Annotated in this window: 23 protein-coding genes and 1 pseudogene; 14 read left to right on the top strand and 10 right to left on the bottom strand. The window is 71.1% G+C overall.

From position 1 onward, the window contains the following. From AC2CHE_RS22655 to AC2CHE_RS22640, 4 genes and pseudogenes are all read right to left on the bottom strand, one after another. A pseudogene (locus tag AC2CHE_RS22655) lies at positions 1 to 459 on the bottom strand (hypothetical protein); the annotation flags it as partial. 95 nt (positions 460 to 554) lie between these two features. Then, positions 555 to 1,775, bottom strand: a complete 1,221-nt coding sequence (locus AC2CHE_RS22650; RefSeq protein ID WP_484506874.1) for a hypothetical protein — start codon at positions 1,773 to 1,775, stop codon at positions 555 to 557. Between the two features lie 51 nt (positions 1,776 to 1,826). Further along, the gene (locus tag AC2CHE_RS22645) at positions 1,827 to 3,503 is read right to left on the bottom strand and encodes a GTPase (protein ID WP_484506875.1); all 1,677 of its coding nucleotides are present in this window, start codon (positions 3,501 to 3,503) and stop codon (positions 1,827 to 1,829) included. 5 nt (positions 3,504 to 3,508) lie between these two features. Continuing rightward, a complete protein-coding gene (locus AC2CHE_RS22640; RefSeq protein WP_484506873.1) occupies positions 3,509 to 5,374 on the bottom strand; it encodes an ABC transporter in 1,866 nt (621 codons plus the stop codon). 219 nt (positions 5,375 to 5,593) lie between these two features. On the opposite strand from AC2CHE_RS22640, the gene dnaK reads away from it, so the two are divergent. The 5 genes from dnaK to AC2CHE_RS22615 all read left to right on the top strand — a co-directional run bounded on the left by dnaK (position 5,594) and on the right by AC2CHE_RS22615 (position 10,427). Further along, positions 5,594 to 7,471, top strand: a complete 1,878-nt coding sequence (gene dnaK, locus AC2CHE_RS22635) for a molecular chaperone DnaK (RefSeq protein WP_484506872.1) — start codon at positions 5,594 to 5,596, stop codon at positions 7,469 to 7,471. A 46-nt stretch (positions 7,472 to 7,517) separates the two neighbouring features. After that, the gene (gene grpE, locus AC2CHE_RS22630; protein ID WP_484506871.1) at positions 7,518 to 8,279 is read left to right on the top strand and encodes a nucleotide exchange factor GrpE; all 762 of its coding nucleotides are present in this window, start codon (positions 7,518 to 7,520) and stop codon (positions 8,277 to 8,279) included. 85 nt (positions 8,280 to 8,364) lie between these two features. After that, on the top strand, positions 8,365 to 9,540 hold the full coding sequence (gene dnaJ, locus AC2CHE_RS22625; RefSeq protein WP_484506870.1) for a molecular chaperone DnaJ: 1,176 nt from the start codon (positions 8,365 to 8,367) through the stop codon (positions 9,538 to 9,540). Between the two features lie 28 nt (positions 9,541 to 9,568). Then, positions 9,569 to 10,006, top strand: coding sequence for a heat shock protein transcriptional repressor HspR (locus tag AC2CHE_RS22620; protein ID WP_484506869.1), 438 nt, complete (start codon positions 9,569 to 9,571; stop codon positions 10,004 to 10,006). A 184-nt stretch (positions 10,007 to 10,190) separates the two neighbouring features. Next, positions 10,191 to 10,427, top strand: a complete 237-nt coding sequence (locus tag AC2CHE_RS22615) for a hypothetical protein (RefSeq protein WP_484506868.1) — start codon at positions 10,191 to 10,193, stop codon at positions 10,425 to 10,427. Between the two features lie 56 nt (positions 10,428 to 10,483). Here AC2CHE_RS22615 and AC2CHE_RS22610 read toward each other — a convergent pair whose 3' ends face one another. The 6 genes from AC2CHE_RS22610 to AC2CHE_RS22585 form a co-directional block, all read right to left on the bottom strand. Next, entirely contained in the window at positions 10,484 to 10,912 is a 429-nt protein-coding gene (locus AC2CHE_RS22610; RefSeq protein ID WP_484506867.1) for a hypothetical protein, read from the bottom strand. Between the two features lie 178 nt (positions 10,913 to 11,090). Continuing rightward, positions 11,091 to 12,296, bottom strand: coding sequence for a cation:proton antiporter (locus tag AC2CHE_RS22605; RefSeq protein WP_484506866.1), 1,206 nt, complete (start codon positions 12,294 to 12,296; stop codon positions 11,091 to 11,093). 7 nt (positions 12,297 to 12,303) lie between these two features. After that, positions 12,304 to 12,804, bottom strand: a complete 501-nt coding sequence (locus AC2CHE_RS22600) for a cation:proton antiporter regulatory subunit (RefSeq protein WP_484506865.1) — start codon at positions 12,802 to 12,804, stop codon at positions 12,304 to 12,306. A 93-nt stretch (positions 12,805 to 12,897) separates the two neighbouring features. After that, a complete protein-coding gene (locus tag AC2CHE_RS22595; protein ID WP_210938357.1) occupies positions 12,898 to 13,464 on the bottom strand; it encodes a hypothetical protein in 567 nt (188 codons plus the stop codon). Next, a complete protein-coding gene (locus AC2CHE_RS22590) occupies positions 13,461 to 14,072 on the bottom strand; it encodes a hypothetical protein (RefSeq protein ID WP_484506864.1) in 612 nt (203 codons plus the stop codon). The genes AC2CHE_RS22595 and AC2CHE_RS22590 overlap by 4 nt, the downstream gene beginning before the upstream one ends. 55 nt (positions 14,073 to 14,127) lie before the next feature. Next, positions 14,128 to 14,604, bottom strand: coding sequence for a hypothetical protein (locus tag AC2CHE_RS22585; RefSeq protein ID WP_484506863.1), 477 nt, complete (start codon positions 14,602 to 14,604; stop codon positions 14,128 to 14,130). Between the two features lie 463 nt (positions 14,605 to 15,067). On the opposite strand from AC2CHE_RS22585, the gene clpB reads away from it, so the two are divergent. The 9 genes from clpB to AC2CHE_RS22540 all read left to right on the top strand — a co-directional run bounded on the left by clpB (position 15,068) and on the right by AC2CHE_RS22540 (position 23,604). Further along, on the top strand, positions 15,068 to 17,659 hold the full coding sequence (clpB, locus tag AC2CHE_RS22580; protein WP_484506862.1) for an ATP-dependent chaperone ClpB: 2,592 nt from the start codon (positions 15,068 to 15,070) through the stop codon (positions 17,657 to 17,659). A gap of 58 nt (positions 17,660 to 17,717) precedes the next feature. Further along, positions 17,718 to 18,098, top strand: a complete 381-nt coding sequence (locus tag AC2CHE_RS22575; RefSeq protein ID WP_484506861.1) for a hypothetical protein — start codon at positions 17,718 to 17,720, stop codon at positions 18,096 to 18,098. Between the two features lie 70 nt (positions 18,099 to 18,168). Next, positions 18,169 to 19,272: a hypothetical protein gene (locus AC2CHE_RS22570; RefSeq protein WP_484506860.1), complete on the top strand. Its 1,104-nt coding sequence runs from the start codon at positions 18,169 to 18,171 to the stop codon at positions 19,270 to 19,272. A 73-nt stretch (positions 19,273 to 19,345) separates the two neighbouring features. Next, positions 19,346 to 19,948: a DUF4178 domain-containing protein gene (locus AC2CHE_RS22565; protein WP_484506859.1), complete on the top strand. Its 603-nt coding sequence runs from the start codon at positions 19,346 to 19,348 to the stop codon at positions 19,946 to 19,948. Positions 19,949 to 20,079: 131 nt separating this feature from the next. Continuing rightward, complete coding sequence (locus AC2CHE_RS22560) at positions 20,080 to 20,820, top strand: hypothetical protein (RefSeq protein ID WP_484506858.1); 741 nt, start codon at positions 20,080 to 20,082, stop codon at positions 20,818 to 20,820. Positions 20,821 to 20,972: 152 nt separating this feature from the next. Further along, the gene (locus AC2CHE_RS22555) at positions 20,973 to 21,656 is read left to right on the top strand and encodes a hypothetical protein (RefSeq protein WP_484506857.1); all 684 of its coding nucleotides are present in this window, start codon (positions 20,973 to 20,975) and stop codon (positions 21,654 to 21,656) included. Beyond that, positions 21,656 to 22,471 (top strand): SDR family NAD(P)-dependent oxidoreductase, encoded by an 816-nt coding sequence (locus AC2CHE_RS22550; protein WP_484506856.1) that lies wholly within the window; start codon positions 21,656 to 21,658, stop codon positions 22,469 to 22,471. Before AC2CHE_RS22555 ends, AC2CHE_RS22550 begins: the two co-directional genes overlap by 1 nt. Before the next feature lie 167 nt (positions 22,472 to 22,638). Then, positions 22,639 to 23,169 (top strand): orotate phosphoribosyltransferase, encoded by a 531-nt coding sequence (gene pyrE / locus AC2CHE_RS22545; protein ID WP_484506855.1) that lies wholly within the window; start codon positions 22,639 to 22,641, stop codon positions 23,167 to 23,169. A gap of 57 nt (positions 23,170 to 23,226) precedes the next feature. Continuing rightward, positions 23,227 to 23,604 carry an ArsR/SmtB family transcription factor gene (locus AC2CHE_RS22540; RefSeq protein ID WP_484506854.1) on the top strand — a complete coding sequence of 126 codons (378 nt, stop codon included), beginning with the start codon at positions 23,227 to 23,229 and terminating at the stop codon, positions 23,602 to 23,604. Positions 23,605 to 23,705 lie beyond the last annotated feature (101 nt).

The following is a 23,705-nucleotide window of genomic DNA, read 5'->3' as shown; positions in this document are numbered from 1 at the left end:
CGTCAGCACCCCGGCCCCGCGCCCGGCACCCACCCCGAGCCGTTCCCCCTCGCCGGCCCCGACGAGCGGTTCGCCCACGCCGACCGCCGATCCGGACCCGCCGACCGCCTCGGCCGACCCGACCGCGTCCGACGACCCGCCGACCACCGGCCCGAGCCCGTCGACCGATCCTTCCGCGTCCGCCGATCCGGGCCCGTCGAGCGATCCTTCCGCGTCCGCCGCGCCGGGCCCGTCGAGCGGTCCTTCCGCGTCCGCCGCGCCGGGCCCGTCGAGCGGTCCTTCCGCGTCCGCCGATCCGGGCCCGTCGAGCGGTCCTTCCGCGTCCGCCGATCCGGGCCCGTCGAGCGGTCCTTCCGCGTCCGCCGCGCCGGGAGGTCCGTCGGCCGCTCCGAGCGGTGGCGGGTCAGCGCCGGAGCCTCCGCCGACCGACATCGTCACCGAACCGCTGTTGCCCGGCATACCGAGCGCGATGGCAGCGCCCGATCCCGGGCAGGCATCCGCCGGCCGGACCGACGCTGCCGGCCGCGAGGCGAGCCGGTGAGTGGTGGGGCGGGTCAGCTGTCGTCGGCGAGGCGGTGTCGGTTGGCCTCGATCCAGGCGTCCAGGGCCGCCGGATCGTCCGGGTCGATGCCGTCGGCCATCAACTGGGCCACCGCGGCGGTGGCCGGGCTGCGCCGTTCGCCGGTCGCGTAGAGCCGGACGAACTCCGGCACCATCTCCTCGATCGCCGCGTCCGTGGCGGCGGCTGCCGACTCGGGCATCCCACGCCGGTGGGCCGCGTAGGCGGCCCAGGCCCGCAGCACCCGGGGCAGCATGGCCGCGTCGTCCATGTCCAGGACGGCCCGGCGGTGCACCCAGTCGAGCAGGAAGAGACCGGCGACGGTCGGGCTCCACCGCAGCGGGTCGGCGTCGGGAAAGGTCGCCGCGTGATCGAGCAGCAAGCCCAGACAGAAGTGCAGCGAGGCCAGTTCGGCGTCGTCGACCGCGTCCAGTCCGGCCCGGGCGGCATCCGGCGAGCCCAGGAAACGGCGGATCTCCGCGGCCCGCTCGCCGTCGGGCAACGGGTCGTCGGCCTGCCGGGGCGGTGGTGCGGTCGTGGCCGGCAGGACCGCGAGCCGGGCGCCGACAAGGGCCCGGTCGGTGGCCAGTGAGGCGGCGCCGGGCAGCTGACCCAGGTGGTCGGTGACCGCCAGGTGTCGACTCACCTCGTCGCGCATCCGGGTCGGGCTCTCCTCTCGGAACCAGGTCAGCTCGTCCTCGGCGCACAACTGCCGGACCTGCTCCAGGATGCGGCTCGCCGGCCCGCCGACGAACACGTCCTTGGTGATGCCGATGTTGTGGTCGATCAGGGCGACCAGGGCGTGTTCCGGCCCTCCGGTCGCGTCGTCGTAGGCGAACGTGGCCAGGTAGGAGGTCTGGTCGCCGTACACGTCGCCGTACGCCCAGGTGCCGGTGAGGTGCACCTTGCCGAGCTGACCGGACCAGGCCGGTGCGGTCGCACCGGGACGGACCCGGTCCGCGCCGGCCGCGTCCGGCACCAGGGCCGCGAAGACGGCCCGGACCGTCGTCGCCGCGACCGCCCGTCGTCTCGAGGTGGCGGCCAGGAAGTCGCCCACGAAGTCGCGTACCGCCGCCTCCCGGTCCGTCTCGGCGACCTCGTACACGCTGCCGAGCAGGGCCGCACCGAGCATCTCCGCATCGAGGGCCGAGTCGAGCTTGGTCACGTCGCGTGCGGCGTGCAGCACCGCGTCGTAAGGGGTCTGTGGCGTGGCCATGGCTCGACCCTACGCCGATCGCGCGGCATCCAGGAACGTTCAGCGGCCGGGTCAGCGGTGTCGGGCGACCTCGAGGACGGTGCGCGCGTCGGCGTGTGCGGCGATCACGGCCCGCACCGGGGCCAGCACCTGCTGCTCGCCGACGCCGGCGACGGCCCGGGTCAGCTGTGCCTCCGCCCGGTGACGGGCCCGCCGGGCGGCCCACCTCACCAGCGGGCGGGTCAGGGCCGCGACGAGCAACCCGGTCAGCAACCCGCCGAGCAGCAGCAGGGTCGGCACCGGTACCTCACCGACCATCGGATGCCGCAGCTCCGGCAACCCGAGAGCCCGCACCGCGTAGCCGAGGACCAGCCAGCCCAGCCCGGCCACCGCGGCGAACGTCACCAGCCACTGCACCCCGCCCACCAGTCGCCACCAGGCACGCGGACGGCCGACGCCGAGATCGGTGCTGGCGAGCGCGCCGTCCAGGGCGTCCGGCAGATCGCCGAGGCGGGACCGGGCCGCTGCGGCCATCGCATCCGGCCAGGCGTTCGGCAGCCCGTCCCCGGCCCGCTCGGCCACCGTCCGTAGGGCCAGTGCCAGTGCGGACTTGTCGGCCGCGTTGGGCTCGGGTACGGAGGTGGCGGCCACCAGGCTCTCCGTCGGGTCACCACCGGCCCGCCGGTCGGGCAGGTGCAGCCGGCGCAGTGGGTCGGCCCGCAGTCGCCGCCAGAGCCGCAGTAACGGCCAGCCGGTGGCTGCTGCGGCACGATGCCGGTACGCCTGCTCGACCGCCGCCACGACCGTCGGCACGCCGGCTGCCCGGCACAGGGCACGGTCCAGCGCGGTGACCGCGGGATCGTCGGCGGCGAGCGCGGTGCGGGGTGCCCCGACCATGTCGTCCAGCGTGGCGACGACGGCGTCGACGTCATCGGAGAGGCGACGCAGCGCGGCCTGTCGTTCGGCGACGGTGCGCTCCAGTGCCGCCCGTAACCCCTCCAGGCCCTCCGGAGCGGCGACGGTGGTGGCCAGCAGCGGTACCCCGTCCAGCCCGTCCGCGTCGAGCAGGCGGCGCAGGTCGGCAAGTACCCGGGGTACCTCGGCGGGGGCCAGCCGGTCGGTCTGGTTGAGCACGACCAATGTCACGTCCCGGTGCCGGTGGAACTCGCGGAGGTAGCTGCGGTGTATCACCCGGTCGGCGTACTTCTGCGGGTCGACCACCCAGACCACCAGGTCCACCAGGCCGAGCAGCCGGTCCACCTCCAGCCGGTGCGAGTGCTCGACGGAGTCGAAGTCCGGCAGGTCGAGCAGGATCAGCCCGTGCAGAGTGGACTCGTCGTCGCCGTCGAGCAGGCTCTCCCGGACGAACCGGTGGCGGGGCAGCACGCCGAGCCAGTCGAGCAGCCGGGTGCCCCCGTCGAGCGGGCCCCACACGGAGGCGTGCGTGACACCGGTGGTGGGCCGGCGTACCCCGACGGGTGAGAGGTCCATCCCGGCCATCGCGTTGAGCAGGCTCGACTTGCCGCTGCCGGTGGCTCCGGCCAGCGCCACCACTGTGTGGTCGCGGGAGAGCGTCAGCCGGGTACCGGCGCGTTCGACCAGGGTGCGGGCCGGCACCAGCGGAGTGTCCGGCAGGTGGCCGTCGACGATGCCGAGGAACCGCCGCACCGCCTCCAGCCGGGCGACCAGTTGGTCGGCGTCCACCCGCCCGTCGGCGATTCGCAACGCCTCGCGGAGGCGTCCGCCCATGCCGGTCACGGCCGCTCCCCGTCCATCACCGGGGCGTCGACGCCCGTCGTCTGGGCGCTGGGCACGGGTGCGGCGTCGGCGAAGCCGCTGCGTACCCGGGCCGCCTCCACCCGCTCGGCCGCCTGACGCAGATCCGTCGCGGTCCGGGCCGCCGGTCGGGCCTGCCGGGTCCGCGCGAGATATCGGGTGGCCTCGTCGTCCAGCAGCACCGTCACCCGCTCCAGCAGATCCTCCCGGGCCTTTCTGGCCAGCGTACGCACGGCCTGATCGCCGAAGATCGCCTGGAGCACCGCCTGACCGGCGAGGGTGGTCCCGGCGCCGGTGGCGACCTCCAGCCCGGTCGGGATGAAGGCGGTGGAGGCGAAGACAGCGATCATCACGGCCAGCCCGGTGGCGTTGACCGCGTACGCCGCTGTCCGTGCCACGAAGCGCCGGTCGCCGCCTTCGGCCCGAACCAGTTCCAGCACGCCGCGTTGCCAGTCGCGGACCAGGCGCTCGGCGCGTTGCGGCAGGTCGGCGGCATGGTGGGCGAGGTTAGGTTCGAGCAGGGCCGCGCCGGCCGGGTGTGCCTTCCATCCGGTGTACGCGTGCTCGGCCGCCTCGGCGGCCACCCCCCGCAGCAGGGTGACAAGTTGCGACTCGATCGCGTCCCGCAGCTCGACGGCGGGGGCCGGGCGTCCGGAGAAGGCGGCCATGACGCGGTCCCGCAGCCGGCCGATCCGCGCCTCAAGGTTGCGGAAGATGTCGCTGGTGCCGATGAACTCCTGCCAACGGGCGAGTACCTCGCCACGGAGCAGCCGCCCGTCCCGCAGCCCCTGGTCGACGGTCCGGTTCGCGGCCCGGTACGCCGCACGTACCCGGTCGTCCAGCGCGTCGGCGGCGGCTACCTGCTCGTCGACGGCGAGCGCGAGGCTCTCGACTGTGGGGTGCAGCAGGGCAAGCGCGCCGCCCAGTGTCTGTCGGACCACCGCCGAACGGGCCTCCGCGTCGGCGGCGAGCCGGGCGAACCAGTCCGCCAGCGGTGCGGTGCTGCGGCCCGGTAGCAGCCCCTGCCCGTCGACCCAGGTCTCCGGAAGCACGAACAGCGGCGCGGCGTCGAGACCCTGCTCGGCGAGCATCTCGGCGAGATGGGCCGCCACCTCGTCGGTAGCCTCCGCCGGTACCCGGTTGAGCGCCAGGGCGAGGACCGCACCCCTGGCCCGGGCGTTGTGCAGCAGCTCCCAGGGGACGGCGTCGGCGTACCGGGCGGCGGTGGTGACGAAGAGCCAGAGGTCGGCGGCGGCGAGCAGTTGGCTGGCCAGGGCCCGGTTGGCGTCGACCACCGAGTCGATGTCGGGGGCGTCCAGGAACGCGAGCCCCGGAGGGAGCGCCGGGGCGGTGACCAGATGCAGGGTGCGGGGATCGTCGCTGGGTTGGTTGGTGCGGGTGAGCCCCGGCAGCAGCTCTCCCCGGCGGAACCAGGCCGAGTCGGCCGGGTTGCAGACCAGCACCGGAGATCGGGTGGTCGGCCGCAGCACCCCGGCTGCGCTGACCCGGGCCTGCACCAAACTGTTGACCAGGGTCGACTTGCCGGCGCCGGTGGATCCGCCGACCACCACGAGCAGCGGTGCGTCGAGGCGGGTCAGGCGGGGCAGCAGGTAGTCGTCGAGCTGGTCGGCGAGGGCGGTGACGGTGCGCGCGGCCAGTTCGGCCGAGGGCAGGGCCAGCGGGAACCGGGTCGCCCCGATCGCGGCGCGCAGGCTGGTCAGGGCGTCTGGCAGGGTGTCGTCCCCGGTGGTCGCGGGCCGGTCCTTGCCGGCGCCGGAGGACCCGGTGCGGGCTGCGACGGCGGGCGCGCCGGACAGTGAGGCGGAATCGCCGTGCGTCGTCACCGCTAAAGCGTGCCCGACCGACACAAGTAAGACAACTGGTCGGTGAGACTGGTGGGTTGCGTCGATCCGACTCAACCTCGACTTGACGATTTCCGGGGGCGTGGCACTATTGAGTCAAGTTCACTCAACTTGAGGTGGGATCGCTGCGGACGGCATGCGCCGCGCAGCGGGACGGGAGGGCCCGTCACCTGCTCAACGTAACGAAGCGAGGAAGCGAAGATGGCACGTGCGGTCGGTATCGACCTCGGCACGACGAACTCCTGCGTCAGCGTTCTGGAGGGCGGTGAGCCCACCGTCATCGCCAACGCTGAGGGCTCGCGGACGACCCCGTCGATCGTCGCGTTCGCCCGTAACGGCGAGGTGCTCGTCGGTGAGGTCGCCAAGCGCCAGGCGGTGACGAACCCGGACCGGACGATCCGCTCGGTCAAGCGGGAGATCGGCACCAACTGGTCCGTCGACATCGACGGGAAGAAGTACACGCCGCAGGAGATCTCGGCCCGGACGCTGATGAAGCTCAAGCGGGACGCCGAGGCCTACCTGGGCGAGCAGATCACCGACGCGGTGATCACCGTCCCGGCCTACTTCAACGACGGTCAGCGTCAGGCCACCAAGGAGGCCGGCGAGATCGCCGGCTTCAACGTGCTGCGGATCGTGAACGAGCCGACCGCGGCCGCCCTGGCGTACGGGCTGGACAAGGGCTCCAAGGAGCAGACCGTCCTGGTCTTCGACCTCGGTGGCGGCACCTTCGACGTGTCGCTGCTGGAGTTGGCCGAGGGCGTCATCGAGGTCAAGTCGACGAGCGGTGACAACCTGCTCGGTGGCGACGACTGGGACCAGCGGATCATCGACCACCTGGTGAAGACCTTCCGGGGCGAGCACGGCATCGACCTGTCGCAGGACAAGATGGCGATGCAGCGGCTCAAGGAGGCCGCCGAGAAGGCCAAGATCGAGCTGTCCGCCGCCACCACCAGCAACATCAACCTGCCGTACATCACCGCTGGCGCGGCCGGTCCGCTGCACCTGGACGTGACCCTCAGCCGGGCCGAGTTCCAGCGGATGACGCAGGATCTGCTGGACCGCTGCAAGGGCCCGTTCGAGCAGGCCGTGAAGGACGCCGGGATCAAGGTCTCGGACGTCGAGCACGTGATTCTCGTCGGTGGCTCGACCCGGATGCCGGCCGTGACCGAGCTGGTCAAGCAGCTCACCGGCCGCGAGCCCAACAAGGGCGTCAACCCGGACGAGGTCGTCGCCGTGGGCGCCGCCCTTCAGGCGGGCGTGCTCAAGGGCGAGGTCAAGGACGTCCTGCTGCTCGACGTGACGCCGCTGAGCCTGGGCATCGAGACCAAGGGCGGCATCTTCACCAAGCTCATCGAGCGCAACACCACCATCCCGACCAAGCGCTCCGAGGTGTTCACCACCGCCGACGACAACCAGCCGTCGGTGCTGATCCAGGTCTTCCAGGGCGAGCGTGAGATCGCCGCGTACAACAAGAAGCTCGGCACCTTCGAGCTGACCGGCCTTCCGCCGGCCCCGCGCGGCGTGCCGCAGATCGAGGTCACCTTCGACATCGACGCCAACGGCATCGTCAACGTCCACGCCAAGGACCTGGGCACCGGCAAGGAACAGAAGATGACGATCACCGGCGGCTCCTCGCTGCCGAAGGACGACATCGAGCGGATGCGGCGGGACGCCGAGGAGCACGCGGAGGAGGACAAGCGCCGCCGCGAGGAGGCCGAGACCCGCAACGTGGCCGAGGCCCTGCAGTGGCAGACCGAGAAGTTCCTCGCCGAGAACGGTGACAAGCTCCCCGCCGAGAACCGCGAGAAGCTCAACGAGGCCCTCGGCGAGCTGCGCGGCGCTCTCGGTGGCAGCGACATCGAGAAGATCAAGTCGGCGCACGAGCGGCTCGCGCAGGTCTCCCAGGAGGCGGGCTCGCTGCTCTACGCCCAGCAGGCCGAGCAGGCCCAGGCGGGTGGCGAGGCCGGCGCCGGCCCGGCCGGTGACGCCGGCGCGGCCGGTGGCGCGCAGGCCGGTGGCGCACGGCCCGGTGCGGACGACGTGGTCGACGCGGAGATCGTGGACGAGGACAAGAAGTGACGGTCCTGGCCACCCGAGCGCACGGGCAGAGGGATGAGGTAGTCGTATGACGGAGAAGCCACGAGCCGCCGACCCGGGTGACACCGGGTCGGCGCCGGGTGGCTCGGCGTCCGAGCCGGCCACCGGCGACGCGCCGCGGGTCGTCATCCGCAACAACCGCAAGATCAGTCAGAACCGCGAACCCGACGGTACGGCGGCGGACGCCGGACCGGACGTGCCGGCGGAGGGCCTGGTCGAGGAGGCCGAGGTCGTGGTCGACTCGATCGAGGTCGAGGCGAGCGCGCTGAGCGACGCGTCCACCGAGGGTCCGCCGGTCGTGGACGCGCCGGCACAGCCGGTCGGGGAGCCGGCCGAGCCGACCGCCGGCGGGCTGGGTGCCGAGCTGGAGGCGCTCCGTGCCGAGCTGGACGAACGCACTCGCGACGTGCAGCGGGTGTCGGCCGAGTACGCCAACTACCGCAAGCGGGTCGAGCGCGACCGTGGCCTGGTGACCGAGCAGGCCACCGGGTCCGTGCTCGCCGCGCTGCTGCCGATCCTGGACGATCTCGACCGGGCCCGGGAGCACGGCGATCTGGTCGGCCCGATCGGTTCGGTGGCCGAGCAGCTCATCAGCGCGCTGGGCAAGTTCGGGCTGACCCCGTTCGGTGAGCAGGGTGATCCGTTCGACCCGACGCGGCACGAGGCGGTGGCCCACCAGACCTCGGCCGACGTCACCGAGCCGACCTGCGTGCAGGTGATGCGTCGGGGCTACCAGGTCGGTGAGCGACTGCTGCGGCCCGCAATGGTCGCGGTCGCCGACCCGGAATAGTGCGCGACGGTGACCCGGCCGCCCCGCCCGCGCAGACCTGGCGGGCGGGGCGGACCGGGCCCGGAGGTGGGGAGGAGGTGTACGGGTGAGTTCGAAGGACTGGATCGAGAAGGACTACTACGCGGTCCTGGGCGTGGCGAAAGCCGCACCGGCTGATGAGATCAAGAAGGCGTACCGCAAGCTGGCCCGCGAGTCGCACCCGGACCACAACCCCGGTGACGCCAAGGCCGAGGAACGCTTCAAGGCGGTGTCCGAGGCGTACGCGGTGCTCGGTGACGACGCGAAGCGCCGCGAGTACGACGAGATGCGCTCGCTGTTCGGCTCTGGCGCGTTCCGGCGCGGTGCCCGGCAGGGCGGCCAGCCGGGCGATGTGCCATTCGACGTCTCCGACCTGTTCGGCGGCGCGCAGTCAGGTGGCGGCCGGTTCGCCGGTGGCAACATCTCCGACCTGTTCAGCTCGATCTTCTCCGGCGGTGGCGGGGGTGCGGGTGCGCCAGGTCCGGCCCGGGGCCGGGACATCGAGACCGAGGTGGCGCTCGACTTCAACGACGCGGTACGCGGCGTGACCCTGCCGCTGACGCTGCGCGCACCGGGTGTCTGCGACACCTGCCACGGCAACGGCGCCAAGCCCGGCACCGTGCCGCGCACCTGCCCGGTCTGCCACGGTGCCGGGGTCACCAACCGGAACCAGGGTGCGTTCAGCTTCTCCGAGCCCTGCCGCAACTGCCAGGGCGTGGGCACGGTGGTGGACGAGAAGTGCCCCGAGTGTCAGGGCACCGGCGGGGTCACCAAGACCCGCACGCTCAACGTCCGCTTTCCCACCGGAGTGGCCGACGGCCAACGGATCCGGCTGGCCGGCCGAGGCGAGCCGGGTGAGCGCGGCGGTCCGGCGGGTGATCTGTTCGTGCACGTGAAGGTCCGCCCGGACGAGGTGTTCGGGCGTACCGGCGACGACCTCACCCTGACCGTGCCGATCACGTTCGCGGAGGCCGTCCTCGGCACCGACCTGCGGGTGCCGACGCTCGACGGCCCGGTGACCCTGCGGGTGCCGCCGGGCACGCCGAGCGGCCGGATCCTGCGGGCCCGGGGCAAGGGGGTCAGCCGCCGGGACGGACAGCAGGGCGATCTCCTGGTCACCCTGGACGTGGTGGTGCCGGCGCGGGTCTCGGACGAGGCACGGGCCGCGTTGGAGACGTTCGCCGAGCAGACCCCGCCGGCGGCCCGGGAACATCTCGACGCGCGGGTGCGTCGGTCCGGTTGATCGGTGAAGCGGTGCGGAGGTGAGCGGGATGGACGGGTTCGTCGGCTCGGATGACCCGGTATACGAGGCCAAGGTGCTGATGATCTCGGTAGCGGCGCGGATGGCGGGTATGCATCCGCAGACGCTGCGCCAGTACGACCGGCTCGGCCTGGTGCAGGCCGGTCGGGCGGCCGGTGGCGGGCGGCGGTACAGCGTCCGGGACGTGGTGCTGCTGCGCGAGGTGCAGCGGCTCAGCCAGGACGACGGCGTCAACCTCGCCGGGATCAAGCGGATCATCGGGCTGGAGCGACTGCTGGAGCAGGCACAGCAGCGGGTCGCCCAACTGGAGGCGGAGCTCGACGCCGCGTACCGCCGGATGGCCGAGCTGGAGTCGCTGGCCCGCTTCCCCGGTCGGGATCTCGTTCCCACCAACCAGACCTCGACCGCCCTGGTGGTCTGGCGTCCCCGACGCAGCCCCGGGCGCTGACGCCCCGCTCCGGCACCGGGGGTGTGGCTCCGACCTGCGGAGCCACACCCCCTTCGCATGTCCGCGGGCGGTGCGCCGGCTCGTGTTCTCGTAAACCCGAGCGTGAGACGGGTTGTCTCGACTAGTCTCCCAGAGATCAGGGTTAAACCATCTCAATCCGGACTCCGACCTGGCGGGGGGAGCCATGACGGAAGCGGCAAGGAAGGTGGCCGAGGAGACGGAGCAACGCCTCGACGACCTGGCTGAGAGCGTCCAGCACCGGTTCGACCGGATCACCAAGGGGCGGCTCTCGGACCAGATCCAGACCGGCAGGTTCAGCGGCCGAGGCGATCGGGGCGCCGCGGGCAGCGGCCAGGTCGGCCGTGGTGCCGGAGAGGTGCGCAGCGACCAGCACCGTCGTGAGCGGGGCGGGTCGCGCTGACGATCCGCCGACGTGCGGGCCGGGAGCCACGGGGGGTCCCGGCCCGTTCGGCACGTTCAGAGCCGGCGGTTCTCCCGCACCAGCCCGCCCTCGCACCACTCGCGGTACACGAAGAGCTCCGGCCGGGTCAGCAGCACCCGGCTGTTGTGTGCCCAGGTGCGCATCATCTCGTCGCCGTTGCGCTCGGCCTGGTCGACCAGCTTCCGGAAGCGACGCTTTGGGTGTGCCCGGAAGTTCGTCCGGATCCCGTCGGCGGCGTAGATGTAGAGACAGTGCAGTGCGAACCGGCGCGCCGGGCAGCGAGTGTCGATGGCGAGATCGAACAGCGTCATCACCAACCGGTCACCGGAGACCAGCAGGTCCCAGTCCGGCGGCATCGACGTCAATGGGACCGAATCGGGGTGGTAGGCCCACGCTCGCAACTCCGCCGGGGTTGGGTCGACGGGGTTGGCGAAGCCGTGGAACGCTGACTCCTGCACGCTCACCGGCCAACCTTCCGCTCCTCGCCCGCGGCGGCGTGTGCCCTCCGCGAACCCTGGCTGCTGGGGCGACACGGTAACGCGGTACCGATGAGTATTGGTAGCCCCTGCGGGAAGCAATTCGGCATCTCTTGGTCGACTCGGGCCCTCCGGACGGTGGAATCGGCTGGTCCGACGCTCGCGCTCAGTCGACCACCGGTGCCGGTCGCGTCCGTTGGGCCCGGGCGCGCGCCCGTAGCCACTGCTTGAACCAGACCAGATCCGGCAACCGGGCGAGCATCGGCCCGGTCACCACCGTGATCAGGACGTACGCCGTGGCGAGCGCCGCCAACTGCGGATCGACGCCGCCGGCGGCCACCGCCAGCCCGGCGATGACGATGGAGAACTCGCCCCGGGGTACGAGTGCCAGCCCGGCCCGCCAGCGCCCCGGCTCGGCGATTCCGGCCCGCCGGGCCGCCAGGTAGCCGGTCAACGTCTTCGTGCCCATCGTCACGAACGCGAGCAGCAGCGCCGGCAGCAGCACCGGCGGAATGCCCCGTGGGTCGGTGACCAGGCCGAAGAAGACGAAGAAGACGGCGGCGAACAGGTCCCGCAGCGGCGTCAGCATTTCCGTGGCGTGGTGGGCGACCGGGCCGGAGAGCGCGATACCGACCAGGAACGCGCCGACCGCCGCCGATACCTGAAGTTTCGCCGCTAGCCCGGCCACCAGCAGGGTCAGGCCGAGCACGCCGAGCAGCAGCGTCTCGGCGTCGTTTGCCGACATGAACCGGGAGATCTGCTTGCCGTACCGGACGGCGACCACAAGCACCGCGACGACGGTCACCACCGCGATGCCCAGACCGATGCCGCCCTTCGCCACGCCCACGCCGGCCAGCAGGGCGGTCACCAGGGGCAGGTAGAACGCCATCGCCAGATCCTCGATCACCAGGACCGAGAGGACCACCGGTGTCTCGCGGTTACCGAGCCGGCCCAGGTCGGCGAGGATCTTGGCGATCACCCCCGAGGACGAGATCCAGGTGATCCCGGCGAGCACCACCGCGGACACCCAGCCCCAGCCGAGCAGCAGCGCGAAGGCCGCCCCCGGCAGCGCGTTGAGCAGCGCGTCGATCAGCCCGGCGGGCGCGGCGGCCCGCAGGTTGCCGACGAGTTCGGTGGCCGAGTACTCCAAACCGAGCATCACCAGCAGCAGGATCACGCCGATTTCCGCACCGACGGCGAAGAATTCCTCGCTGGCGTTGAGTTCCACGATGCCGCCGTGGCCGAAGGCGAGTCCGGCGAGCAGGTACAGCGGGATCGGTGACAGGCCGATCCGGCGGCTGAGCCGCCCGAGCAGACCGAGCAGGAACAGCAGTGCGCCGACTTCGACAAGCAGGGTCGTGGTCTCGTGCATCCGCGCCTCAGCCGTCCGGATCGCCGTCGGCGAAGATGGCCGTCACGGCGTCGAGGCCGTGACGGGTCCCGACGACCACCACCACGTCGCCTGCGGCGAACCGGAACGACGGAGACGGCGAGACGTTCACCTCGCCGTCGCGCAGCACGGCCACGATCGAGGCGCCGGTGCGGGTCCGGGCCTTGGTGTCCCCCAACGGCCGGTTGACGTACGGCGAGGCCGCCGGAATCGCGACCTGTTCGGTGAGCAGCCCGGCGGCCTGCTCCCGCAGCCCGGAGAGCTGGCCGAGCATGAGCGACGCGCCCAGCATGTCGGCCAGTGCCTCGGCCTCGTCGTCGGTGAGTGGGATGTCCGCCGCGCTGGCGTCCGGGTCGTCCGGGTCGTACAGGACGAGGTCCCGGCGACCACTGCGATGGGAGACCACGCCCAGGCGACGGCCGGACTCCGTCACCAGTTCGTGGCGGACACCGATCCCCGGTAAGGCAGTCTGTTCGACACGTACTCGCACCCCGGCAACGCTACCGGCACGGCGTCCGGCCTACGAGGTCGGCGCAGCGGGTACGGCCTGCGTGTCAGCGGTCACGGACGGTTGCCGGGCGACTCATTCAAGCTGGGTGAGGCGGCAGGTCAGCGGGGGGCGGTCAACGTGATTCACGGTCACCGTGACCAGGCAACCCCGCTCGGGGTCGAGAGCGATCCGCAGCGCCCTCCGGTCGGGTAGGGAAAATCCGTTGTACGGCGACGGTTCGTTGCCCATCGGACTGGCCTCGAGGTGGATCAGGCCGCTGGCGTCCGGCCCGGTCACCGCCGACACGACCACCCGGGCGAGGAGGTCTACCGGGCGGAGCATCTCCACGAACCAGGCGTCCACTACCGCCGGCCACGAGTAGAAATACCGAGGGTCGTCGAGGGTGTCCTCGCCAGGCACCGGCGAGCTGAGCCGTTCACCGTCAACGCGCACCTGCACCAGGTTCTGGCCGTCACAGCACCACCGCATTTCGCCGTGGTCGTCCCTGGCGGTGTAGGACCAGCTCAGCATGCTGGTCGCACGCAGTCGGTGCTCGGACACCTGCTCGAAAGTGTCGTGCGGACCGGTCGTGCCGACGCTTGCGCTCGCCGAGGTGACCGCGTCGCGGGTCATCAGGGACAGCCACCTCGTCACGTTCATCCGCGTCGTCCTTCCATACGGTCGACCCTGACCACCCATGATGCCGAGACGATCGGCACGTCCTGGGTGGAACCGCGACCCACGAGCACGGGCCAAGCAGCGTGAACCACCCAGTACGTGCCCTCTTCGACATCGAGTGCCACACTCACTCGTGCCGGCCGGTCTCCGCCATCCGATCGCGAGCAGGCCGCCGCCGGAGCCGAGTAGCCGCAGATCGTCTCGGTGCCGGTGTCCTCGTCCGGTATGCCATCGGCTCCCGTTGCGGGATAGCGGTAGAGAACCACGCGGGACGGCAGCTGCGCTGTCCCGAACTCCATGTTCACCCGTCTGGTCGCCCTGGCAAGCCGGACCTCCGGCCAGTCGACGTGCCGTGGTGGACCGGTGACCGGCCCGCCACGAGCCGACCAGTCGACCATGATTCTCCGTAATGGCCGTCGTTCCTCCGCCGTGACGAGGCTCAGTGCCGGCGGCTTCAGCGGAGCGGTGAGGAGTGCATCGGACAGGTACGGCATATCGCCCTGGTGGGAGTTGCTTCCCGCTGCTGGGCCGGTCTGGTGGTGCTCCGGACGGCATCCGGTCGTGGCGAGCAGCATGACGGCGGCCGCCACCGCGCTGGCATACGCGATGACGGCCGTACGCCACCGATACTTACCGGGATGGGTGTCAGTTGTTGGAACCACACTGAATCTCGTCGTCGTTCTCTTCGTACGCCGCGGCACTGACCGGCTGTCCGTCGAGAATTCCGCTGCCGAATCCTTCGGTCCGCCAGCGGTGCCAGGAGCCGTAGTCGCAATCGACGTCCACGGTCACCCGAACCCGCCAGGCTGTTTTCGGGCCGTTCGTCTTGGTCCTCCTGTGCTCCCAGCCGTACCAGCGGGATCGGTAACTCTTGCCGGTGATCGTGTTGTTGACGATCGTGGTGCCCTGACAGAAGGACTCGACCCTGGTGTGGACCTGGTTGTCGGTGGTGTAGGACGCGTGTGGCAGGTCTACCCGCACTCCACAGTCACCGGCTGCGGCAAGAGCACGGAGTTGCTGCTGTTGATACGCGGCCTGGCCGCGCGTCGAAAGGGCGGTCGACTCGTCCTTGTCTGCAGCGTGCGCAGCGTTGGCAGTTCCGGCGACAGTTACCACCGCCATCGCGAAAACACTCGCGACTCGTGTCATCACGTGCATGTGCCCCGTCCTCTCAGGAGTGGTTGTGGTCTATTCCCAAGCTTCAACAAGCAGACCCTGCGTGAGAACCCCTCCGCTGGGTGACAAAGACACACTTGTGGTTTATCAGGTAACCCTCCGTCAACAGGTCTTGTCGGACCCTGGCTGCTGCGGTATTGCCGGCGGTTCAATCGATGGCTGGCCTCGGTTGACATCAATGGTCGGACAAGTTATTCGGCGACATTCGAACGTTGACTTGGTAACTCCGCGTAACCGTTTGATCTCCGCTGTCACGGTGGTGGAAATTTCCAGCACGTTGCGGGTCTGGTGGTCGCCTGATATGGAGATGGCGAAGGAGGGTGACGGAGATCACATCAGTGAGGTTGAGCGGAATAGACTCAACTCTGGTTCTGTCGGTACCAGTGGACACACCGATCCAGGGGAGCCCATGAACACCGAACGCCTCACCACCAAGAGCCGCGAGACCATCACCGGCGCCGTCGCCCTGGCGAACCAGCGCGGGCACGCCACCGTCGAACCGTGGCACCTGCTGTTGTCGTTGCTGGACACCGAGGGCTCGACCGCTGCCGGCCTGCTGCGCGCCGTCGGAGCCGACCCGGCCGAGCTGCGCCGCGCCACCCAGCGCTCCGTCGACGGGCTGCCCGCCGCACGCGGGTCCAGCATCGCCGAGCCGACCCTGGCCCGCGAGTTCGTCAACGCCATCGGTGCCGCCGAGCAGATCGCCCGCCCCCTGGGCGACGAGTACACCTCCACCGAGCACCTGCTCGCCGGGCTGGCCCGGGTCGGCGGGGCCGTGTCGGCCGCGCTCAAGGCCGCCGGTGTCACCGAGGAGAGCCTGGTCGCCGCCTTCCCGACGGTGCGTGGCGGCGACCGCCGGGTGACCACCGCCGACCCGGAGCAGACCTACCAGGCGCTCACCAAGTACGGCGTGGACCTGACCGCGAGCGCGCGGGACGGCAAGATCGACCCGGTGATCGGTCGGGATTCCGAGATCCGCCGGGTGATCCAGGTGCTGTCCCGGCGTACCAAGAACAACCCGGTCCTGATCGGCGAGCCCGGTGTCGGCAAGACCGCGATCGTCGAGGGGCTGGCCCAGCGGATCGTGGCCGGCGACGTACCGGAGTCCTTGCGCGACAAGAAGCTCGTCTCGCTCGACCTCGGCGCGATGGTGGCCGGCGCACAGTACCGGGGCCAGTTCGAGGAGCGGTTGAAATCCGTTCTGGAGGAGATCAAGAACTCCGACGGGCAGGTCATCACCTTCCTCGACGAGCTGCACACCGTCGTGGGCGCCGGCAAGGGCGAGGGCTCGATGGACGCCGGCAACATGCTCAAGCCGATGCTGGCCCGGGGCGAGCTGCGCATGGTCGGCGCGACCACGCTCGACGAGTACCGCGAGCACATCGAGAAGGACCCGGCCCTGGAGCGTCGCTTCCAGCCGGTGCTGGTCGGTGAGCCCACCGTGGAGGACACCATCGGCATCCTGCGCGGGCTCAAGGAGCGCTACGAGGTGCACCACGGCGTACGCATCACCGACGCCGCCCTGGTCGCCGCCGCCGCCCTCTCCGACCGCTACATCACCGACCGGTTCCTGCCGGACAAGGCGATCGACCTGGTCGACGAGTCCGCGTCCCGGCTCCGGATGGAGATCGACTCGCGGCCGGTCGAGGTGGACGAGATCGAGCGGGCGGTCCGCCGGCTGGAGATCGAGGAGATGGCGCTGGCGAAGGAGCCGGACGCCGCCTCCGCCGAGCGGTTGGAGCGGCTACGCAAGGAACTGGCCGACAAGCGCGAGCAGCTCACCGCCCTCTCCGAGCGCTGGCAACTGGAGAAGAGCCACATCACCAAGCTCTCCACCGCCAAGGAGGAGCTGGAGCGGCTCGGCGGCGAGGCCGAACGCGCCGAGCGCGACGGCGAGTTGGAACGCGCCGCCGAGCTGCGGTACGGCCGGATCCCCGCCCTCCAGGCCGAGCTGGCCACCGCCGAGGAGGAGCTGGCCCGGCTCCAGTCCGCCGGCGCGATGCTCAAGGAGGAGGTCGGCGCGGACGACATCGCCGCCGTGGTCGCCTCCTGGACCGGCATCCCCGCCGGCCGGCTGCTGGAGGGTGAGACCGCGAAGCTGCTGCGGATGGAGGAGTCGCTGCGCGGGCGGGTGGTCGGCCAGACCGAGGCGGTCGCCGCGGTCTCCGATGCCGTCCGCCGCGCGCGGGCCGGAGTCGCCGACCCGGACCGGCCGACCGGCAGCTTCCTCTTCCTCGGCCCGACCGGTGTCGGCAAGACCGAGTTGGCCAAGGCGCTCGCCGAGTTCCTCTTCGACGACGAGCGGGCGATGGTCCGCATCGACATGAGCGAGTACGGCGAGAAGCACTCGGTGGCCCGTCTGGTCGGCGCACCACCCGGCTACGTCGGGTACGAGGAAGGCGGCCAGCTCACCGAGGCGGTACGCCGCCGGCCGTACTCGGTGATCCTGCTGGACGAGGTGGAGAAGGCCCACCCGGACGTGTTCGACATCCTGCTCCAGGTGCTCGACGACGGCCGGCTCACCGACGGCCAGGGGCGTACGGTCGACTTCCGTAACGCCATCCTGATCCTCACCTCGAACCTGGGATCGGCGGTGATCAGCGATCTGACGCTGGCCGAGGAGCAGCGCCGCGAGGGCGTCCTGGCCACGGTCCGGTCGCACTTCAAGCCTGAGTTCCTCAACCGGCTCGACGACATCGTGGTCTTCGCCGCCCTCCACGGTGACGACCTGCGGGCCATCGTGGACATCCAACTGGCGCGGTTGGGTCGGCGTCTCGCGGACCGCCGGTTGGCGTTGGACGTCACCGAGGACGCGCGCGGGTGGCTCGCCGAGCACGGGTACGACCCGATCTACGGTGCCCGCCCGCTTCGCCGGCTGGTCCAGTCGGCGATCGGCGACCAACTCGCCAGGGCGCTGCTCGCCGGCGAGGTCCGCGACGGCGACACGGTGCGGGTCGACCTGCGGGAGAGCAAGGACGGTCTGTCGGTCACGTCGAGCTGAACCCCGCCGAGCCCGCCTCCGACGGGCGGAGGCGGGCTACCGGGGCGAGGATGGAGACATGTTCGGGATACGGCGCAAGAAGGAATCTGAGTTGGCGAGGGCCGTCGCGGAACTCGGCCACGCCAACACGTTGGCGTTCGGCGGGGTCGGGATCGCGGGCACGCTGCTGCCCGAGACCGAGGCGTACCAGCGCGTCGCGGCGGCCGCGACCGACCACCCGGAGGAGGTACGCGACCTGCTCGACCGGCTGCTCTCCGGCGGATCCGCCGCGGGGCGCGTGTACGCCGCCACCCTCCTGGAACGGCTCGACCCGGCGGCCGGGCGGGCGGCCTGGACGGCGCTGCGCGGTGAAGAGGCCGAACTGAACACCATGACCGGCTGCGTGATGGGCAGCACCACCGTCGGGAGGTACGCCGCCGAGCGACTCGACGAAGCATGATCCGTACGCCGGGACGAGTCCGCCCGAACGGCGCTGCCGAGGCTTGCGATCGGGCCGTACCGTCCGCGACATGACCGCGACCGCCGAAGCTCCGGCAGCCGTACCCCCACCCCGTCCGCCGCGTCCCGGCACCGTCACGGTGGCCTTCTGGCTGCAACTCGCCACCGTGGTTGTCCTGCTCGGCCTCGTCACGTCGCTGGTGTTGGCGGCGGTCGACTGGAACCATGCAGTCGACCAGGCGCTGCGGCAGGTGCCCGACGCCGACCCGGACGAGGTACGCGCGGAGCGCCTCGACAGCGTGATGATGGCGGCGGTGCTCGGTGTGCCGGCGCTGCTGCTGGCGCTCTGGCTGGGTTTGACCGCGCCCCGGGTACGCGCGGGCAGCAACACCGCCCGGGTCATGGTCTTCGTCGCCGGTGGCGTGCAACTGCTGCTCTGCGTCGCCCAGGGCTGTGCCGGCGCGTTCCTGATTCCGTTCGGTCTGGCGTTCGCGATGACCGAGGGGCCGTACGTCGATGAGTCGTACCCGGAGGACGTGCCGCCGCCGGACGACGAATTCTGGCAGGAGTCGGACTTCATCGAGGCGCTGTACGACCAGCCGAGTCCGCTCGACATGTTCTTCCCGCTGGTGGGCCTCGGGGTGCTGCTGGTCTTCCTGTTCACGGCGGCGGTGGTGCTGCTGCTGGCACTGCCGCCGGCCCACCGCTGGTTCGTGCCCCGCGCCGAACCGGCAACCGCCTGGCCACCCGGGCGCGACATCCCGAACGCCTACCTGGTCGGCCACACCGTGCCCATGGGCTATCCCGCGCCGCCCGGGGTTCCCGTGCCGCCGGGCTATCCACCGCAGCCCGGGTATCCGCCGGGCTATCCGCCACAGCCCGGGTATCCGCCGGGCTATCCACCACAGCCCGGGTATCCGGTGCCACCCGGGTATGAGGTGCCCGGTGCGGGGTATGCGGTGCCCGGATATCCCGGGTACGCCGTACCCGGTGCGGAGGGCGGCCCGGGTCCGCACCACGCGGCCTCGCCGACCGTCCCGGAGACACCTCCGGTGCCGGCCGCGCCACCCGCGTCGGACGGACCGACCTTCCCGGGCGGTGCCACCGCGTCCTCCGGCGATGGTGAGCAGGGGGATGCCGCCGCCTCCGGCGGAACGGATCCCGCCGACCGGTAGCCGGCTGGCGGGAGGCGGCGACTGCCCGGATCATGGTCGACGTCCCCGCCGAACTGTTTCGGGAGGTGACCGGATGGACGGGACGACGGCGTACCTGGCGGCCGGTTGCCTGCTGGTCGGGGTGGTCGTTGCTGGGCGGACGCTGCGCTGGTGGCGCGACCGGTCGGCAGCGGCACGTCGGCAGCAGGAGCGGTACGGCGGGAACCGACGTGACCCGAGGCGGATCGAGGTCGGGGACATCGTCGAGATCGGCGACGCCACCTATTCGGTGCGGGGCTCGATCCGCCTGGTGGAGGGCGAGTGGAGGTGGGCCGAGCACCTCCTCGACGACCGCGATGAGCAGGGTGGCCGGCGCCGGCTCTCGGTGGCGGAGAGTCCCGCCTTCGAACTTGTGCTGTGGGAGTCGGTGCCGCGCGATGCCGCAGTCACGCCGGGCGCGCCCGAGGTGGAGTCCGTCGGGCGGCGCTACAGCTGGCACGAGTCCGGCCAGGCCCGGTACACCGCCTCCGGGGCCACCGACCTGACGCCGAGCGGCACCATGCGATACCACGACTACCGTGCCCCGGGCGGAGCGCGGCTCACCTTCGAGGCGTACGGCGAGGCGGGCTGGGCAATGGCCCGTGGCGAACGGCTGGACGGCGACGGGGTGACCGTCCACCCGCAGAACGGTTCCTGAGCCGGGAAATCGGCCCGTCCAATCGATCCCGGTCCACCGGGTGGCCGGTCATGCGCCCACCGCTCGGCGTCGCATCGTGCCGGAATGGCCTGTTGCCGATACGGTGAAGCGCGTTCCAGGAAGGGAGAAAGATGGTCGATCCTCAGAACACGCCGGCCCGGTCGCGGCCGGGCGTGGTGACGATATCCACCTACCTGCTGTTGCTGTTCGCGATCTGTCAGCTGATCAGCGTGATCATCTCGCTGGCCACCATCGGCACCGTCCGCGAGGTGATGGAGGAGGCCTACCGCGACTCCACCGTCGAGGGGGCGGAGAACGTCGCCGACGTCACGGTCATGATCGGCGTCGGCACCGCCATCTTCCTGCTGGTGGCGGCGTTCGCGCTGTTCGGCCTGGGGTTGATGAACCTGCGTGGCAAGAACGGCTCCCGGATCGCCACCTGGATCGTTGGTGGCATCCTCTTCTGCTGCGCCGGCTTGTCTCTGCTCAGCGGTTTCGTCGGCAACTTCGGCGCGCCCGGCGATACCAGCGGCGACATGCCGAGCGGCGAGGAGATCCAACGTCGACTGGAAGAGGCGTTGCCGGGCTGGATCACGCCGGTCAGCATCCTGCTCGGCGTGATCAGCCTGACCTCGCTGCTGGCGGCGCTGATCCTGTTGGCGCTGCCCAAGGCCAACGAGTTCTTCCGTAAGCCGACCCAGCAGTGGGAGCCGCCGACCCCCGGCGGTGCCTACCCGAGCCAGCCCGGCTACCCGGCCACCGGCAGCCAGTCACCGGCCGGTGACCACGGTGGCCAGCCGGGCGGGCAGACCCCGCCGTCGGATGGCCCGGAGCAGCCCGGCACCCAGCCGCCCACTGATCGCCCCGGCTGACTTTCGTGAGTCGACGCGGGTATCCACGTCCCGGGTCGGCCGGTGCCTGAACCCGCTCGGCTCGCCCCAGGTCCTCGACAACACGTGTAACGCACGACCGCGACGGTCCCTCCGAGTAGGTTGCTTCCGAACGCCTACCGGAGGGACTCGTCGTGTCGTACCCCGCACAGGCACCGGCTCGCCGCCCCGCCACGGTCGTGCTGGCCGCGTCGACGCTGGTGGTGATGGCGCTCGGCGCGCTCGTGTACGCGGTGATCGGGCTCGCGTCGCTCGGCGGCACGGTGGACCGGTTCCGCGCGACGGCCGACGCCGACCCCGGTCAGGTCGACGCGGCGGTGGCGCTGGTGCGGGCCTCGGTCGCGGTGTCGGCGGTGCTGAGCATTCTCGCCGGTCTGCTTCTGGTTGGCTTGGCTCTGGGGCTGGCCGCCCGCCGCCCGGCGGCTCGGGTGGCGAGCTGGGTGGTCGCCGGGCTGGGTGTCTGCTGCGGATGTGGTGGGCTCGCCACCCTGATCGTGCAGCGCGCCGTGCCCCTGGATTTTGGTGACGACCGGGCGACCGCCGAGTTGCTCGCCGGGTTGCCGGATGCCTATCCGTCCTGGTGGATTCCGCTCACCGCCGCCCTTTCGATCGCTCAGGTGCTCGGTTACCTTGTGGTAGCCGTGCTGCTGGCAATGCCTGCGGTCAACGCCTGGTTCCGGCGTCGGCCGGCACCCCAACGACCGGTGTTTCCTGACCAGCCACCCATGCCACCGTTCGGGCGGGCACCGGCGGCGCCGCCGCATCAGCCTTACCCGCCGCCCGGGGCGCCGACGTCGCCCCCGAACCCGCCGAGGTGATGACGCCCGTGGTGCCCGACCGGACTGCCGAACGATGGGCGTTGATCACCGGGGCGACGGCGGGCATCGGGGCGGCGTTCGCCACCCGGCTCGCCTCCGACGGATGGCACCTGGTGCTGGTCGCCCGCGACACGACCCGGCTGACGGCCCAGGCCGCCGAGTTGACCGGTCGGCATGGCGTGGAGACCGAGACCCTCACCGCCGATCTGTCCACTGACGATGGTTGCGCCGCGGTCGAACGTCGGCTGGCTGACGGGCCGCCCGTCGAGCTTATGGTCAACAGCGCCGGCATCAGTCTGAACAAGCCCTTCCTCCGGTCGTCCGTTCAGGATGAGACCCGACTGCTGCGGCTGAACGTCCACGCGGTGCTTCGGCTGACCCTCGCCGCGCTGGCCACGATGACCGAGCGGCGCAGTGGCGCAGTGATTAATGTCTCTTCCGTGGCGGGTTTCGGCGCGGTGATGCCCGGATCCACCTACTCGGCCAGCAAGGCGTGGGTCACCAACTTCAGCGAGTCCGTCGGTAAGTCCGCCCGCCCCTTCGGCGTACGCGTGATGGCACTTTGCCCGGGTTACACCCGCACGGAGTTCCACCAGCGTGCCGGCATCGACATGTCGGAAACTCCCGGATGGATGTGGCTCGAAGCCACCGATGTGGTCGATGAAGCCCTGCGTGACCTGCATAAAGGCAGGTTGGTAAGCGTCCCGTCGTGGAAGTACAAGTTGGCCGTGGCGGGGCTGCGGCACGCCCCGCGCCGCCTGCTCGACGTGGTCTCCAGGGACTCCCGAGGGCGCATCGGCCGCGACCGCGGTTGACCGGCGGCCGAGCAGCCGACCGCCTGGCGGAGAGGAAGACTTGACTCGATCCGCCCGTAATGATCGACGTAGCGTAACCGGACATCGCCACTCATCTGTCCCCCGCCGGGTTGACCAGGGTGGCCCGAACACGCGGCACACAGACTTGCGCAGTACCCTCTATCGCCATGGGGGACCACGACGACCTGCGTAAATTCATCTCCGACCTGGCTGTGGTTCATGGCCGGGTGGTGCTTTCCTCAGGGCGGGAGGCCGACTGGTATGTGGACCTGCGTCGCGTCACGCTGCATTACCAGGCGGCACCGTTGGTGGGGCGGGTGATGCGGGAGCTGACCGCCGACTGGTCGTACGACGCGGTGGGCGGTCTGACCTTGGGGGCCGACCCGATCGCCTTCGCGATGCTGCACGCTGCCGGGCGTCCGTTGGACGCGTTCGTGGTCCGCAAGGCGGGCAAGGCGCACGGGCTGCAACGTCGGATCGAGGGGCCCGATGTGGCGGGTCGCCGGGTGCTGGCGGTGGAGGACACCTCCACAACCGGGGGAAGTGTGTTGACCGCTGTCGAAGCGCTTCGCGAGGCCGGGGCCGAGGTCGTGGGGGTGGCGGTTATCGTTGATCGTGGTGCCGGCGACGCGGTGCGAGCCGCCGGATTGCCCTATCGAGCGGCCTATACGTTGGCTGACCTCGGCCTTGTGGCGTAAAAGTCTGCCGTTTCGGATCTGCTGATATGCAGGCAGATCGATGCTGCTGGTGGAAGGATGGAATACGTGGGAACTGCGTTGGCCGAAATGACTATGCCTCAGATCTCGCCGCTTGCCGGCGAGCCGATCGAACGCGCCGACGCCGAGCGGCTGGCGGGGGTCCTCAAGGCCCTTGCCGACCCCGCTCGGTTGCGGCTGCTCAGCCTGATCCAGTCGGCATCCGAGGGAGAAGCGTGCGTGTGTGACCTCACCGCGCCGCTCGGCCTCTCCCAGCCGACGGTCAGCCATCACCTCCGAATCCTCACCGAGGCCGGCTTGCTGGAGCGGGAAAAGCGCGGTGTGTGGGCCTACTACCGGTTGGTCCCGACCGCGATCGCCACGATCGCCGACCTGCTGACCCCGCCGCGTAAGCGGGCCACCAAAAAGGCTCGCTGAACCGGAACCGGGTGGTGGGGGGGGGGGGGGGGGGGGGGGGCGGCGGGGGGGGGGGGGGGGGGGGGGGGGGGGGGGGGTTGGCCCGGGGGTTGCCGGGCGGG

It is taken from the genome of Micromonospora sp. ATLC16, assembly GCF_057196645.1.
The sequence above is the reverse complement of the archived record's forward strand: the minus strand, read 5'-3'. Positions and strand labels throughout refer to the sequence as shown.